This is a genomic window from Enterococcus sp. AZ040 (assembly GCF_050499185.1).
In the GTDB taxonomy this organism is placed as follows: domain Bacteria; phylum Bacillota; class Bacilli; order Lactobacillales; family Enterococcaceae; genus Enterococcus_D; species Enterococcus_D entomosocium.
Genome location: NZ_JBMHEW010000001.1, coordinates 613,292 through 629,022 on the forward strand (window position 1 = coordinate 613,292; position 15,731 = coordinate 629,022).

Sequence of the window (15,731 nt, forward strand, 5' to 3'; positions counted from 1 at the left end):
TTTGTGGAAAGACCCGCTTTAGACAAGCAGTCAAGGGTTCAAGCGACTAGCTATTTACGTTGGAAACGCACGATAGAAACTATCTTTAGCTTGGGCTTATTAGTCGTCCTTAGCCCGCTGTTACTGCTGATTTGTATAGGGATCAAATTTTCTAACTGGCAGGCACCGATTATTTTTAAGCAAGTTCGTGTTGGCAAAAATGAGGCCACGTTTGTGATGTACAAATTTCGAACGATGGTGCCTGATGCCGATCAATTATTAGGGCGATACCTTGATAAAAACGAAATTGAAGGGGCCATGTTCAAGCTGAAGAAAGATCCGCGAGTGACGCGCTTAGGCCGTTTTTTAAGAAAAACGAGTCTTGATGAACTGCCCCAATTGATCAATGTCTTGAAAGGGGAGATGGCACTGGTCGGCCCCCGTCCTCCTTTAGAAAGAGAAGTCGTCAGTTATTCAGAAAAAGACAAGCAACGATTGTGTGTCACACCCGGGTGCACAGGGTTGTGGCAAGTCAGTGGACGAAACGAATTGAGCTTTCAAGAGATGGTCGCATTGGATCTCTATTACATCAATAACCTGAGCTGGTTATTGGACTTGAAAATAATTATGAAAACGATTGGCGTTGTTTTCTTACCCAAAGGAGCATTCTAATGGAGCAACAAGTACGTGTATCACTTTTAGGCAGCAATCTCGATTCCTTAAACTTTCAGGAAACCATTACTAAGATCGAGGCAATGATCGAACAGGGGATGCCCGCACAGCATGTTTCAATTAACGCGGGAAAAATAAACTTGATGCGAAAAGATCCCTCGTTGCGATCGATCGTCAATCGGGCAGCTTTGATCACGGCTGATGGGCAGTCGATTGTCTGGGCAGCGAAATATTTAGGGTGCCCGGTACCAGAAAGGGTAACAGGCATCGATCTTTTTCGCGAGCTGGTCAAATTGGCAGCAGAAAAAGGTTGGCGTCCTTATTATTTAGGAGCAACTGCCGAAGTCGTAGAAGCCGTCGTCAAACATGACCAACAGCTCTATCCCGACCTGAACATAGCGGGTTTTCACCATGGCTATTTTTCCGAAGTCGAATCATTGGACGTGGCAAAAGAGATTGCACGGACGCAACCAGACTTGCTGTTTGTCGCTTTTTCTAGCCCGCAAAAAGAGATTTGGCTCGATACATTCAGCGAAGTGTTGCAAGTGCCATTTGCGATGGGCGTTGGCGGCAGCTTTGATATCGTCGCAGGCAAAACCAAACGAGCGCCTTTGTGGATGCAGCGGGCAGGTTTGGAATGGTTTTATCGCTTTGCGCAAGAGCCAGTCAGGATGTTTAATCGCTATATCATAGGGAATTTACGCTTTTTACAGTATGTGTGGGGAGAAAAAAGAAGAAACGCATGAAATCAAAACAGCAAAGCCATCACCGCTTCTTCCTGGGGATTGTGGCCATTTTTCCGATAATCGACGTCTTAAACGGCTTATTTCTAAGTCTGGGCATTCCTTTTCCCATTGGCGTGTTCTACCGTTTGCTGTTCTTTTTGTTCTTAGTGATTATGATCGTGACAGAAAAGATTCCCCATAGCTACTATACATATTTAACGTATGGGTTTATCGCTGTGACGCTTACGATTTTTCTGTTACAAGCACTTTTTCTAGGGTACAGCTGGCAGTGGGTGATCGAGGATCTATCGGTGTATATCAAATACCTCTTATGGGTACTGATTCCTTATTATGTCTATCAACGAAAAAACGACTTCTCCAAACTGCACTACGACAGCTTGTTTATTGTTATCAGTGTCTGCTTCACCTTGGGGCTACTGATTCCTTATTTTTTAGGGCTAGGCTACCAAACTTATGACAATTCTGATGCTGGGTATAAAGGCTATTTCTTTGCCAATAATGATACGAGCTTTGCCTTTATTGTTTCAATCACCTTTACAGTCCAGGCACTAATTGTTTCGATCAAAGAACAGACCCATAAGTTTTCACTGTTTTTGGCTAGTTTATTCGCTGGAAATTTCGTCTGTTTGGTCTTGGTCGGTACGAAAACCGGCGTGTTTTATGGTGTCGGTGTGTTGTTCTATCTTTTAATCCGATTGGTGCTAGGCATTGAACGTAAAGCATTTCTGCAACAATTGTTTATCTGGTTTATGAGTTTGATTACGATTGCTTGGCTGCTTATTCAAGGACTACCATTGCTGATCCAAGCCGTCGAAGGAACCTATCTTCGCATGGTGTATTTTTATCATCTTTTCGACGGGGACTTGATCCGGCTATTTTCTAGTTCAAGAAGTGATTTTTTGATTGGTGGGATGAACGCCTTCTTAAATGATGAGGCCCGACACTTTACCATGATCTTTGGCCAAGGCTTTGAATACCGTTTGGCACACTTTGGTCGTCTTGGCTTAATTGAAATGGACTTCTTCGACACCCTTTTCGGGCAAGGCCTACTGGGAATAGCGTTATTGCTGCTAATGCTCGCCTATTTTGTCTATTTGGCCTTTCAGCCACGAAAACGATCGGTTTATAGTTTTGCCTTGATCGTGGTGCTTTTTTATAGTTTTTTTGCCGGGCATGTTTTGTATTCGGCATTGTCTTCCACCTTTTTAGGATTGATTTGTGGAGGCATTATTTTAACAGAGAAAGAGTGAACAACTGATTGAAAAAATTACTTTTGAGGCTGGGCTTTTTCTCCCTCGGTTCGTTAGGTTCGGCGGTCTTAAACTTGGTGCTTTTGCCCGTAACGACCAGCTTTTTGACACCCGAAGAATATGGGAAGACCAGTATGTTTTTCCTTGCACAGACCTTTTTGATATACGTGATCTATCTCGGCTTCGACCAAGCCTTTACGAGGGAATACCATGACCACGAAAACAAACGCGAGTTATTGCAACAAGCGATGCTCGTCCCGTTGCTCGGTTCATTTTTCTTTCAGCTGATCCTAGTGGTTTTTGCGGTAGATTTTTCGCAGCTTTTATTTGAATCTCCACAGTACACCCGTGCGATTTATTTATTTGCTTTTTCGTCGGGACTGCTGATTTTTGAACGGTTTCTTTTGTTAACGGTTCGAATGCAAAACAAAGCGATCCAGTTCTCCGTTTACAGTATTTTGGTGAAATTCATGGTCTTGTTCATCACGTTGCTGTTTCTCTTTTTTGGTCCGCCGACGTTTATTACGGTGGTCTATGGCATGCTCTTCGGTCAGATTATCGGTGATTGTCTGTTGATTCTGGCAAACCTGGCGCTTTTTGTGCCGCTCATTCGCCAAATCGATCGCAACCTGATCAAAAAGCTGAGTCGTTTTGGCTTGCCGACGGTGGTGGGAACGTTCCTCTATAGCCTGTTAATGATTATCGACAAAATGATGCTGCGCTATTTTGCTGATTTTGCCGCTTTGGGTATCTACACGGCTGCATTCAAAGTGGCAAGTGCCTTGATGATTCTACAAGTTAGTTTTGCCAATTTTTGGATTCCCACCTCCTATGAATGGTTCAAAAAAGGCAAACCATTGATTTATTACGAACGAGTCAGTCACTTTATTATGTTCGTCTTGTCGATTTTCTTTTTACTGATGGTCTTTTTCAAAGAAACGATCGTCATCTTATTGTCGCAAGACTACTTAGAGGCCCAGTACTTGTTTCCCTTGTTATGTTTTTATCCCTTGATGATGACGATCAGTGAAACGACCAATCTCGGGATCGTTTTTTATAAGAAAAGTCATTTGAATATTGCTGCCTCTTTGCTGGCGGTCTTAGCCGCATCCCTTGGTCATCTCCTACTCGTACCGACAATTGGCGCCACAGGAGCGGCTTGTGCTACGGCATTAGGGTACTTGGTCTTCTTTTTTGCCCGTACATATTTTTCGATGACCTATTGGCAGGGGTTCTCAGTCAAACGCCAAATCAGCCTTTCGATCATGCTGTATTGCTTTGCGCTGTTTACGGCATTCAATCGGACTCTTTGGCTGGAAAAGAGCCTCATTTTGCTGCTGATGCTCTTCGTCGTTGTTCTTTATCGCAAGGAACTAAAGCAGGTAACTAGATTTGTACAAGAAAGGAAAATCAACAAAGCATGAATATCTTACTTATCGGTCCAGATCCAGCAGCAAAAGGGGGGATCGCAACGGTCATTCATAATTTCCAAAAAGCAAAAGCGCCAGAGGACGTGCGTTTCGTCGTCCATAAGACTTGGTCGGAAAAAGGAAAATATTGGACGCAGCTCAAAGCGTTTCTTACGTTTCGTCGGCACATCAAAAAAGAAAGGTGCCAGATCCTTCATTTCCACGTTGCGCAAAAGGGCAGTTTCTATCGCAAGAGTTTGCTGTTGTTGCTAGCACCAAAACATTGCAAGACGATTTTTCATATGCATGCTTCGCAATTTGACCAGTTTTATCAAAACAGTCCTTCATGGGCAAAGTGGTGGGTCCGTTTTACCTTAGCTCGGGTGGATCAGCTCGTAGTGCTAAGTAGTAGCTGGTCAGCATTTTACCAAACGATTACCGATACCTCAATCGAGGTCTTGCCAAATGCCGTAGCGGTGCCGGAGGAATCCTTTTATGACCCCACCGCAAAATGGATCATCACTCTTGGCAGGATCGGGCAAAGAAAAGGCAGTTTTGATCTGTTGGCAGTTGCAAAAGCAATGGCTGTTTCCTTTCCCGAGATTCGCTTTATGTTATTTGGCGATCAAGAAAATCAACAGGTTGCCCAACAGCTCCAAGAAGAGGCTCTCACCAATGTGTTCTTAAATGAGTGGGTAGCAACCGATGCGTTACCAGCTGTTTTTCGTAAGGCAGCCATCCATTTTCTCCCTTCTTATCACGAAGGCTTGCCGATGGCGATCTTAGAAACCATGGCGGCAGGTATCCCCAATGTAACGACGAAGGTTGGGGGAATCCCAGAGTTGATCCAATCGGGTGAAAACGGCTACCTAGTAGCTGCCGGTGATATTCAAGCAATGATCGAGACGTTGAGCAGTCTGTTAGCTAACGAGGAAGAACGAATCAAAAGCAGCCAACAAGCCAGAGCAACGATTGAGCAACAGTATGCCTTAACGTCGTATATGAAGCGCTGGCAGAAGATTTACAAAAAGCAACTTGATTAATGCTCAAATTGCTGAAAAAAAGGAGAAGTACGATGCAAAAAATAAAGGTATTATCTATTTTTGGTACACGACCAGAAGCCATCAAGATGGCACCGGTCATAAAAAAACTAGCAAATGATCCACGCTTCCTATCAAAGATCGTCGTGACAGGGCAGCATCGAGAAATGCTTGAGCAAACATTAGCGGCGTTTGAGCTGACCCCTGATTACGACTTGGCTATCATGCGAGAAAATCAAACCTTGTCTAGTATCACCAGTCGTATTTTAGAAGGACTCGAAGGTATTTTTCAATCAGAAGAACCAGACGTAGTGTTGGTCCATGGCGATACGACGACGGCAGTGGCAGCTGCGCTGGCCGCTTTTTATCAGCAGATCTTGATTGGTCATGTGGAGGCTGGGCTACGAACAGGTAACAAGAATGATCCGTTTCCAGAAGAAATGAATCGCCGGTTGATTGATCAACTAGCAGATTTTCTCTTTGCCCCTACAGATCAAAGCCAGGCAAATCTGCTAAAAGAAAATCATCCACAAGACCGCATCGTCGTTACTGGCAATACGTCTATTGATGCTTTGTACCACACCTTGGCACAAAAAAAAGACCGAAAACCAATTAGTGAAAAAAAAATCCTTTTAGTTACAATGCACCGGCGAGAAAACATTGGGCAACCCATGGAACAAGTGTTTCGTGCACTAAAACGGATCGCTGTTGCTTATCCCGCACTGACGATCATCTTTCCGATGCATAAAAACCCTCGTGTCCGTACACTAGCCAAGCGCTATATAGAAGGGCAGCAAAATATTGAGCTGATCGAACCATTGGATGCCCCTGCATTCTATCAGTTACTGGCAGGCAGCTACCTTGTTTTGACCGATTCAGGAGGGATTCAAGAAGAAGCACCCTCCTTGGGGATTCCTGTCTTGATCGTACGTGAAACGACGGAACGCCCAGAAGGGGTGGCAGCAGGGACTTTGAAACTTATTGGTACCCATGAGGAGCGTGTGTATTCAGAAATCGTTCATTTATTGTCAGATGAGGCAGCATACAAACAGATGGCGCAAGCCAAAAATCCCTATGGAGATGGACAAGCCAGTGAGCGGATCGTGGCTGAATTAAAAAGTTATTTCGAGTAGAGGAAGGCGAATCTATGAGACAATTCCAATCATCTTTTGTCATTAGTAAAACGACGCTAAGGTGGCTACATTTGCTAGAACATATGGAGCACGCTTCTCATACACCGATCCGTGGGTTGTCAAAAGTGATCAAAAGCTCTAGCCGAACCATCATTGAAGATTTACAAAACATTAAAGAGTATTTCGAAGATGCTATCGAAATGGAAACGTCAAATAGTGGCTATCAGCTACAAGTCATCGACACAGAAAGCTACTTAGAAAAAAAACGGAATTTGATCAGTAACGAGCCGTTGTTTCGCATCTTTGAGAGCATTTTTTTAGGGGAAATATTGACCATCAATGAGTGGTCAGACATTTTGTTTATTTCCCCTGCCACGTTGATGCGGTATTTTCGAAAGATCGACCCAATTTTAGCACAGTACCAACTGACATTAAATAAAACCACCGTTGATCTTATTGGTGAGGAAGTCAATATTCGCCATTTTTTTCTGAACTTTTATTATGAATCCGATAGTACGCCGCATACCGTATTTCCGCCGTTGATCATTCATGAGATCGGTTTAAACTTGAAAAAAGAAGAATTCGATAGCAATTTCTCTAATCTTGCCTTTGAGGAAATCAGTTACATGCTTTATATCATTTTAGAGCGAACCTCTCATGGCCATTACGTCACGATCGATCCAGCCATCGTCAAGCAGTTTCGTAAAGAGTATTATCTTGAGCTGAAAAAATTAAAGACGATGCTATCGAACCATTTGCAAACGACGATCGCCGAAAAAGAAATCATCTACTTTTATGCGTTATCGATGGGAAAACGGACGGTGTTTGATATTGATATGGAAAGGGACTTTTGCAACAAGTTAGGCAAAGACTCGCAGATCCTGCAACTAACCCAACGTTATCTAAAGGAGGCAGGCGTACCGCCGTATGCGCTGGAATATAGTACGGTTTTGATCCAGTCGTTTTTTGCGACGATCTTACTAAAAAATAAACTTTCACCGGTCTTGAACAAAGTGATTCCCGATCTGATCTCATTTGTAAAAGAACATTTTCCAGAGGAAATGGCACAAAACACAGCGTTCTTACAAAAACAATTCAAACAACTGAAGTGCCTGTCTTTAGACATGATCGTAGATATCAGCGCAGTGTTTACCATTCACATGGACTGTGTGAAAGAATTGTACTGGGGGAAGCCTAAAAAAATTGCGTTCCTGTTAGAAGGGAATCAATTTATCTCGCAACGAATTCAGGTCACTGCTCGTAAGTATCTAGGCAGTTATCAGAAACTCTTTTTTCCGAATGTATTAGATATCAATCCCGGCTATTTTGAGGCGAACCAATTTGATATCGTCGTCACAAATTATAATGAGCATATGTCGAATTTTTCTTGTTCTGGCGTGTATTTATTGTTCAATAAAATCCCGAACTCAACCGATTGGCGCAGACTCATGTCATTGATCGACTTTAAACTTTAACAATGGTCCAGGTGCAAAATAATTCTCAGAGGAAAGATAGGAATGATGCAATCATGATGAAAAAAGGACATATGACACCAGAAGCCTATTTAAAAAATTACAGCGAACTTTGTTACTTGCAGGAATTTCCCTTAATCAAACAAGTATGTACAGAGTTGCAAACACGATTCAAAGAAATTTGCTATACCGAGTACGATAATGTGCTACAACAAATGGCGGATTTGCTAGAAATCGATGCCCAACTGCAAATGTTTTTAGATTTTTTCCGACACGACTTTTTTAAAGAAATCGAATTAGCAGAAGAAGAGATCGTCGAAATGATCAAAAAGGACAAAAATGTCTATTACCGACAAATGGCAGGGATCGGCACAAACCAGAAAGCGCCCCATGGCTTGATTTATCTCAGCGAGAAATGAACACTGTGATCGCTGAGATAAATCAGAGTGTCAACCACTCGTTGGGTAAGAATGGTTTTTATAAAATAACACTTCGAAATGCTTTGTGACCGTAATGATTCCACAAGATAGTGTCTAGCAAGTTGACTTACGCATTGTCCAACACAACCAGACGCAAGATCCGTGGATTGATTTGATTAAGTAATCGATTCCAATCTGTCGCATCTGGAAAAGATTTTAGAAGAACGCATTCTACTTCCAGTAAGTATTCTGTCGTATACTCCGAATAATTGGTGACTAATAGATCAATTTGCTTTTCTTTTAAATAGGTTGGAGAGAGTTCACTGGCATTAGGATAATACAATGTATGGAAGCGACCCAAATATTTTCGCACGATACTTTCGGCATATTCACAAACATATTCGTTTCCTTCAAAAATCACGGCGATCGTCCGTTGTGATCCCCAATTTTCTTCTTTGATCGCTTCCATATGAATCGTTAAGCTGGCACAGAAATCGTCAAGATAGGAGGATGAATACAGCTTTTTGACTAGCTTGTGTTTTGCCAAAAATGCATAGTTTCTCTTATATTCGTAGGAAAACTTCTCTTTGACGAATTGCGTAAGATCGTCAATATTGACATTCATGATGGGCGAGAGCATATCGCGTATTTTCACAATCGTAAAAAATGATTCTAACCAGTGTAAATCTTTTTGTTCATCATAGGAATTGCCTTGATTTAGGGCATAGAAATCTTTTGTCACTTGTTGGATCTCAGGCCAGCGATTATACTTTCGGCAAAATTCTTCGATCGAAGGATGATTGATTTTTCGGCGACAGATGAGACAAAGTAACAAATAAATGATTTCGTCCTCTGGCAGATGGTAATGAAAATAGGAATAAAGGATCTCTCTTAACGTATCTGGAGCAATCAATGAATGATAAGCATAAAAGATGTCCTTTAGTTCAGGTGAAAGTTCGACTTGTAACCCTTTCTTGCTGCGTTCCAGTGTAATGTAGAGAATATAGGAAAAGTAAGAAAAAGTAGAAGCCGGTTGCTTTTTTGAATGCAAAAGATTGGTGATCTCAATGACAGCATCTTGGACATCCAGCGATGGGAAGATCGTATTGACATTGATATCTGACTCATAATAAAACAGACAAAAAAAGCGGCGAATATCGATTTCAGAACCTATCAATGTGACAGGGTTTGTTGATAGACGAAGGTTGAAGGGCTTTAATAATTCGTTCATTTTTTTTAAGTAACTGAGCAATGCTTGTTCCGAAAGATTAAGGGTCAAGCTCCAATCCAGAGCAGATTGTAATTCATCAAAAAAAATACTCTCCAAAATCATAAAAAATGGCTCGTCTTTAACTAAATTTTGTTTTTGTTTGATATACCCCTCGGGATCAAGTTCTTCAAATAAATACCCAAACTTAGAGGAATAGATTTCGATCGCGTCATTAAAATAGTCGCGAATCATGGCAATATCCGCAATGATCGTACGGGTACTGCTTTTTGTTACTTCTGATAAATCGCCCAATGTTGCAGATGGATTCTTCTCAAATTCATTTAATAATTGCAATCGTCGGATTAAAGAACGATTTTTGATAAATTTTAGCTGAAAATTTTTCATAGTTGCCCCCGTTGAATTTAAAAAAGAATTAAACACATTATAAACAATTGATTAAAAAACTTCAATTTTTATGTTTAATTTAATTTTATTTGACTAAATATTCGATTTTTTATTATTCTGGTGGATGTAAACGGTTGAAACGAATTGATACAATGTAGGTTTTTTCACCGACAGGTGAAAATTGCTATTTTTTTTTAAGGATATTTGACGCTATAGTGAGACCATAGTCCGATGCTTAGGAGTATTTGTTTTTTCTCAAGAGGAAACCTGTGAACTGTTGGTTGGATCAAAAGGGAGAAAATAAACAGTAAATGTAACTAGCAAATGAGTGAATGTGCCATCAATACCTAGAAAAGCAGTGTACTTGAGGGGTATCCACGAATGAGAGAGAAAGAAAATAGAAGACATTGATTGGTTGAAGAACATCTACGGTTACCAGAAAGTGTAAACTGGAAACGAACATGCAGATAGATTACGAGGAGGCTAATATGCTGGCAGAAAAGATAGCGGGAGCAGAAGAATATTTGGCGCATTTTCAAACAGAGCTAGAAAAACAAGGGGTGTTACGCTTTTTTCCAAAAATAAATGCCTTTTATCATCGGTTAGCAAAAGAGTTTTTAACGATTTTTCATAGCAAGGAAGAAAACCTGTTTGTTCAGTGGGGCCACTTATTGGCGATTGATGCACAATTGCAAATATTGATGGAAATCAGCAACAATCGCAAAGAGGGATTGCTAGATGACCTTGGGATGAGTGAGGAAGAAGTCATTGAAATGATAGAAAATGACCATAAGTATTTTTACCGTGAGATCACGGGGGCAAAGTTAACGCAAAAACCCAAAATGGGCTTGATTTATTTGAGTGAACACTTAGCGGAGTCCTGAATTTTTATGTCTAATACGTCGATTAGACCTGAGAGTTAGGAAAAAAATTGAGATAAATGGGAAACGATGATGTTCAATAGACTATTGGGGAAGTTTCATAGATAGTTTTTTGGAGAAATAAATGGAGAGTAGTAGTGGGGCTAAAAGGATGATTTTCAGGTGGAACGTACCCTTGAGAATGACAGAGAGCAGATGGACTACTCAAACAACGCAGTGGGGAAGGCAATTGGTTGGTCTTCCTTGCTTGAGTAAGAGTTGTTTTTAAGAAACAACAGATTGACCGCTAAAGTCAACGACAAAGACGAATGTTTTTTGCTCTTCATAAAATAATTACTGTGTAAGACGTGAAAAAAAGCAAAAAGCGCTTGAAGGTAGGACATGAACGGAATGAAACTTTTTATTATTTTTGCCTACTTGTCGGTAGGCATATCGGTGGCACAATACGGCATGTATGATTTCTTTCCCAGCATATCTGTGATCCTTCGCAGCTGGTTTCAATTGGGGCAAACCATTCTTTTGCTTGGCTATTTCTTTCTGCTGGTTATGTATTTTTGGGTACAGCGTGGCAGAACAAGAAAAGAGAAGCAATCTTTAGGAGAATGATCAAGAATTAAACAGCAATGATCAGCAAAGAAGCGTTTTTACAGTAGGAAGAAATCGCTTGTTTGTAAGCAAAAGTATACATAAAATAGTACGACCGAGACGAGCCTTTCGCGGGCTCTTACTTAACATAAACAAATCTGCAGCAAACGTTTGCTTCTTTTGGTGAAACCAAGAAGGGATCGTTTGCTTTTTTTTGTGCTAACAAATAGGCCTGTTTTCAAATATCCAGTGGAGAGCTTTTTTCAAGGAAATGAAAAATTCTTAAGGGGGAGGCTGGAAGAATCGATTCGTTCTGTAAATAGTAATCAAAAAATGGATGACCGAAGAACTACATACGAGAGAGTCAATAAAATGCTTCATGGAGGAATGGCTGATTTAGCCAAGCGGCATTTCAAGGGAGTACCGAAGGATATTAGATAGAGAAGATAAAGCAATGGACAGAGACGCCAAAGTTTTTAGCGCTGCAATAGCTATTGGAGTATGCGTTGGTTTGGCTGCATCTGTATTGGCAACAACAGAGTACCGGGAAAGGGCTGGATAAGTGAAAATGAATGGGAAAGGTGGCGCTCCGAAAGAAGAACCATAGCTGATGATCCGCCAATCGTCGAGGAACCACCCAACTGTTTTCCGTAGAGAAATACCAAACGAGCAGGAGATGACCACTGACAGGCATGCTTCATGTTCTTATCAGTTTAGTGATTCTAAGAAAAACAACATAAAAGAAAGAATACCCGACAAACGTAGCTTGGGGGATCAGATGAAAAGAGAGGAACGTTCTTAATAAGGATAGTCCCCCTCCTTTTTTTACCGTTATTTTATTGTGGCTTTTATAGAATGGAGAACTGCAGGTGCTTTGGAGATTGATATATGATTTTTCTATGGTAACAAGCACTTTGGTAGATGTTAAGGATTTCTCACTTTAGCCATATCCTATGTTGAATAATTTATTTAAAACGGGGGTTTGTTTTTTTATTTAGGCATAGATTTCATCAGCCAGTGAATTTATTGATTTTTCCCGCATCACAAAGATAGCTATAATGAAGTATATCGAGGATAAAACCCAGCGTTTTTGGAAGCCAACTGAAACAAAGACCAATCGACTTTGTTCAAGGTTACCGTCTAAGTAAAGGTGTCTAAAAAAGGGTGGTTTTTAGGCTTGATGATGTCAAAAAGGGGGAGGGAGAATGAAAAGAGCGAGGGGGAATTTTTGGGTCAAGCTGATGATCTTCGCGGCTTTTTTTCAAGTGATCAGTGCTTCGACGATTTTAGTTTCGGCACAAGAGGAGCGTTCCGTCGATACAGAAGGCTCAGTCCAGTTCACGGGTGTCTATGAACCAGACAAACCAGAACCTTCACCACCGACCGGACCGACACAACCTGGCGGGGATGGGGAACGTTTGCCGCAGACGAATACCCGAAAAAGTTCCAGTGCCACGGCACTCGGATCATTGCTGCTATTGATCGCTGGCTATTCAACAGTGAAGAAGACACGCAGGTACCAAAAAGAACGAACAACCTCAAGAACACAAGAAAAGTTGAGTAAAAGTTGAGTAATAGAGAATAAGGGAATGATCTTATGAGATTTTTGCGATTTGCAACGAGCACCGTACTTGCCGCAACCCTTTTGACTGGTGGGATCCAAGGGACCGCCGCTGAAGTAAGAGTCGCTGAAACCGATGGGCAAGTCAGTTTTGTGCCCAATGATCGAGACCCGACGGAAGTGTTTCCGCCTGATCCAGGCCCCGATGGCCCCGATGTGGAGATACCGCCGATCGGACCAGATGGACAAACAGGACCATTGACGATCGCTTATGCGCCGACTTTGGATTTTGGTACCCAAGAAATCTCCAACCGAGATGCCGTCTATTCGATGGTGGCAGAAAAGCAACAATTAGCGGATACCCAAGGGGAAGAAAACAAAGTACCGTATGTTTCCTTCGCCCAAGTACAAGATACCCGTGGGTCAAATGCTGGCTGGCGTTTGACTGTAGCACTAAGTGCGTTTGAATCAGGGACGCAACACAACGAACTGCGAGGGGCACAAATCATCTTTGCCTCACGAGAAGTTGACTACAATAGCCACAACCAAGAAAACGCACCGGCCGCACATGAAGCAGGCTTGCGTTTGGATGCCAATGGTTCAGCACAAGCTGTTCTGACTGCTGATGCCGGCAAAGGGGCAGGCACATCATCCGTCGTTTGGGGCTATCAAGATGAATTGAATGCGCAGGTCCAAGCCCAGGCGCCGGTGGTTCGCAATGAGGCGATCCAATTGTTCGTCCCGGGAGCGACTGCTAAAGATGCAGCCTTGTATGTGGCGACTTTGACGTGGCAATTGACGACCACTACCTCGCAATCAGGAGAAACAGTTCCAACGGCGCAAGCCGATGAAACAAACTAAAAGAAAAGAAAGAAGGAATAAAAATGAAATGGATTCGCTTAGCAACAGTCGCAACACTGACCTCTACGATCTTCGCAGGCGGTGTACAAGCAGTAGCAAATGATGAACCAACACCGAACCCAGAGCCGAGTGGAGAAAGACGTCGTCAGAATACAGAAAATAATATTGAGTTCCGAGCTGGTGATGGGGAGAGCGTAGAGGTCGTTCCTCCTGTACCGTATCCACCAGTAACAATCGTTGATCCAGATCCACCAACCGGACCGTTAACGATTGCCCATGTACCGAAAAAATTTGATTTTGGCATACAAAGAATTTCAACTACTAATGAATTTTATCCAATAATCGCTGAACAAGAAAAGCTTGTCACCGGTGATGATGAGGGGGAGGAAATCTCAAGAGATAATGGCGAAGAGGTAAGAGTACCATATGTATCCTTCGCGCAAATCGTTGATACTCGCGGATTGGATGATCCACAGTGGGGACTGCATCTTGATTTAACAGAGTTTACTACATCCAGCGGGAGTAATTTGAGAGGGGCTTATTTAGAATTCCTTAATCCAACCATTGTTCACAATGGCGCTACTGAGGAAGAGCTGAAGGCACTGCCTGATGACCATGAGGATAGGGATTATTTACTGCAGTTACTTCCTAATGCCTTTACCACACCAGACGAATTAGGAAACCAGAGTTTGATTGTCCCTGCAAACTCGACCAACGTTACAGTGATGGCTGCTACCGATGGGCAAGGGCAAGGTGTATCGTCTATTTATTGGGGGGATCAAGAAGAATTAAATGCTGCTCACGAGTCAGAAACAGATCCAGTTTTGAATCAAGCCATTCGCCTGCATATCCCGGGAACGGCTACACCACAAGCTACTGAATATACGGCAACACTAACTTGGCATTTAACAAGTACGATGGACGCCGATGGTGAAACAGTGCCAGACTAAGACGACTAATCTTCAAAGCAACGCAACAATAATGTGAAACAACTGGCAGGAGTAGACCGTTATTCCTGCCTTTTTTGGAAGGAGAAACAACAGTGATTGAACAACCAACAAACCAACGCTGGCTGCGGCTTTTGACTGCAATGATCGTGCTATGCTCATTGATTGCTTGGCCGACACCAGTAAGAGCAAATGATGACATTGAATCAGAGTTGAATTTTTTTGTAACCCCGATATTCCCTGACAGTCAGATCGAAGGCGGTGCTAGCGGTTATTTTGATCTGAATTTAGGCGCAGGGGAACAAGAAGAATTGCAGCTGCGCGTCCAAAATACATCGGAAGAAACCATCGACGTCGAAGTATCGGCTCATACTGCTTTCACGAATGTCAATGGGGTAGTAGAATACGGTCGTGATGCCGAAGCTCCTGACCCGACATTGCCTGCCTCGATTGCAGAATTGATTGAAGCACCAGGGGTCATCACCTTAGAAGCCCAAGAAGAACGGATCCTTACACTGCCTCTGACGATGCCTGAGGAAGAATTTGATGGGATACTGGCAGGGGCGATCCGAGTAGAAGAGGTCCGCGATGCTACGGCAACGGAGTCAGAAACAGAAGGCATCGGGATTCGTAATGAGTTTGCCTTTATTTTAGGAGTCGTCGTAAGCAATAACCGCTCGTCAACGGATCCGGGCCTTGAATTGCTGGACGTTTTTGCCAGTCAAGTCAATTATCGGAACGTGATCAGTGCCAAGATTCAAAATTACACACCGACTTTCGTCAACCACATAGAAATTGATGCTGAGATTCGTGCCAGCGGCAGTGACACCGTCTTGTATGAAACGCAGCGCACAAGCATGCAGATGGCCCCAAATTCGCAGATGGATTTTCCGATTCCTCTAAATGGCGAGCGTTTCCGTCCGGGAGACTATGTTCTAACTATGACGGCCCGTTCACAAGGGGAGGAATGGCATTGGGAAGAACTCTTCACGATTGCGGCTGCTGATGCCCGACGTTTAAATGAGGAAGACGTGACATTGGAACCAGAAACCAATTGGTGGCTGATTGGCGGAATCGCCGCACTTGTTTTGTTATTGATCATCGTTGTTGTTTTAATCATTAACAAGAAAAAAAAGACAAAGGAAGGTGGGGATCAGTAAA

Annotated in this window: 15 protein-coding genes; 14 read left to right on the forward strand and 1 reads right to left on the reverse strand. The window is 42.5% G+C overall.

Going from position 1 to position 15,731, the window contains the following annotated elements; genetic code table 11:
- The first annotated feature begins 3 nt into the window (after positions 1-3).
- The 8 genes from IGK63_RS02840 to IGK63_RS02875 are packed head-to-tail and all read left to right on the forward strand — an operon-like array spanning position 4 to position 8,120.
- Complete coding sequence (locus tag IGK63_RS02840; protein ID WP_008377982.1) at positions 4-651, forward strand: sugar transferase; 648 nt, start codon at positions 4-6, stop codon at positions 649-651.
- A complete protein-coding gene (locus IGK63_RS02845; protein WP_016611292.1) occupies positions 651-1,397 on the forward strand; it encodes a WecB/TagA/CpsF family glycosyltransferase in 747 nt (248 codons plus the stop codon). The genes IGK63_RS02840 and IGK63_RS02845 overlap by 1 nt, the downstream gene beginning before the upstream one ends.
- Positions 1,394-2,647, forward strand: coding sequence for an O-antigen ligase family protein (locus IGK63_RS02850; RefSeq protein WP_016611291.1), 1,254 nt, complete (start codon positions 1,394-1,396; stop codon positions 2,645-2,647). The genes IGK63_RS02845 and IGK63_RS02850 overlap by 4 nt, the downstream gene beginning before the upstream one ends.
- Positions 2,648-2,655: 8 nt before the next feature.
- Positions 2,656-4,071, forward strand: coding sequence for a lipopolysaccharide biosynthesis protein (locus tag IGK63_RS02855; RefSeq protein WP_034871886.1), 1,416 nt, complete (start codon positions 2,656-2,658; stop codon positions 4,069-4,071).
- On the forward strand, positions 4,068-5,099 hold the full coding sequence (locus IGK63_RS02860) for a glycosyltransferase family 4 protein (protein ID WP_016611289.1): 1,032 nt from the start codon (positions 4,068-4,070) through the stop codon (positions 5,097-5,099). The genes IGK63_RS02855 and IGK63_RS02860 overlap by 4 nt, the downstream gene beginning before the upstream one ends.
- Before the next feature lie 32 nt (positions 5,100-5,131).
- On the forward strand, positions 5,132-6,229 hold the full coding sequence (wecB, locus tag IGK63_RS02865; protein ID WP_422708597.1) for a non-hydrolyzing UDP-N-acetylglucosamine 2-epimerase: 1,098 nt from the start codon (positions 5,132-5,134) through the stop codon (positions 6,227-6,229).
- A gap of 14 nt (positions 6,230-6,243) precedes the next feature.
- The gene (locus tag IGK63_RS02870; RefSeq protein ID WP_016611287.1) at positions 6,244-7,704 is read left to right on the forward strand and encodes a helix-turn-helix domain-containing protein; all 1,461 of its coding nucleotides are present in this window, start codon (positions 6,244-6,246) and stop codon (positions 7,702-7,704) included.
- A gap of 53 nt (positions 7,705-7,757) precedes the next feature.
- On the forward strand, positions 7,758-8,120 hold the full coding sequence (locus IGK63_RS02875; RefSeq protein WP_008377996.1) for a DUF7006 family protein: 363 nt from the start codon (positions 7,758-7,760) through the stop codon (positions 8,118-8,120).
- 127 nt (positions 8,121-8,247) lie between these two features.
- On the opposite strand, the gene IGK63_RS02880 is transcribed toward IGK63_RS02875, so the two are convergent.
- Positions 8,248-9,735, reverse strand: a complete 1,488-nt coding sequence (locus IGK63_RS02880; protein WP_016611284.1) for a helix-turn-helix domain-containing protein — start codon at positions 9,733-9,735, stop codon at positions 8,248-8,250.
- A 488-nt stretch (positions 9,736-10,223) separates the two neighbouring features.
- Between IGK63_RS02880 and IGK63_RS02885 the strand changes: the two genes are divergently transcribed.
- From IGK63_RS02885 to IGK63_RS02910, 6 genes are all read left to right on the forward strand, one after another.
- Entirely contained in the window at positions 10,224-10,619 is a 396-nt protein-coding gene (locus tag IGK63_RS02885; RefSeq protein WP_008377999.1) for a DUF7006 family protein, read from the forward strand.
- A gap of 378 nt (positions 10,620-10,997) precedes the next feature.
- A complete protein-coding gene (locus IGK63_RS02890; RefSeq protein WP_016611282.1) occupies positions 10,998-11,222 on the forward strand; it encodes a hypothetical protein in 225 nt (74 codons plus the stop codon).
- Between the two features lie 1,184 nt (positions 11,223-12,406).
- Positions 12,407-12,772, forward strand: a complete 366-nt coding sequence (locus IGK63_RS02895; RefSeq protein WP_016611278.1) for an LPXTG cell wall anchor domain-containing protein — start codon at positions 12,407-12,409, stop codon at positions 12,770-12,772.
- A 26-nt stretch (positions 12,773-12,798) separates the two neighbouring features.
- The gene (locus IGK63_RS02900) at positions 12,799-13,623 is read left to right on the forward strand and encodes a WxL domain-containing protein (protein WP_016611277.1); all 825 of its coding nucleotides are present in this window, start codon (positions 12,799-12,801) and stop codon (positions 13,621-13,623) included.
- A gap of 23 nt (positions 13,624-13,646) precedes the next feature.
- Entirely contained in the window at positions 13,647-14,573 is a 927-nt protein-coding gene (locus IGK63_RS02905; protein WP_016611276.1) for a WxL domain-containing protein, read from the forward strand.
- Positions 14,574-14,665: 92 nt separating this feature from the next.
- The gene (locus IGK63_RS02910; RefSeq protein ID WP_034871881.1) at positions 14,666-15,730 is read left to right on the forward strand and encodes a DUF916 and DUF3324 domain-containing protein; all 1,065 of its coding nucleotides are present in this window, start codon (positions 14,666-14,668) and stop codon (positions 15,728-15,730) included.
- The last annotated feature ends 1 nt before the right edge of the window (position 15,731 follow it).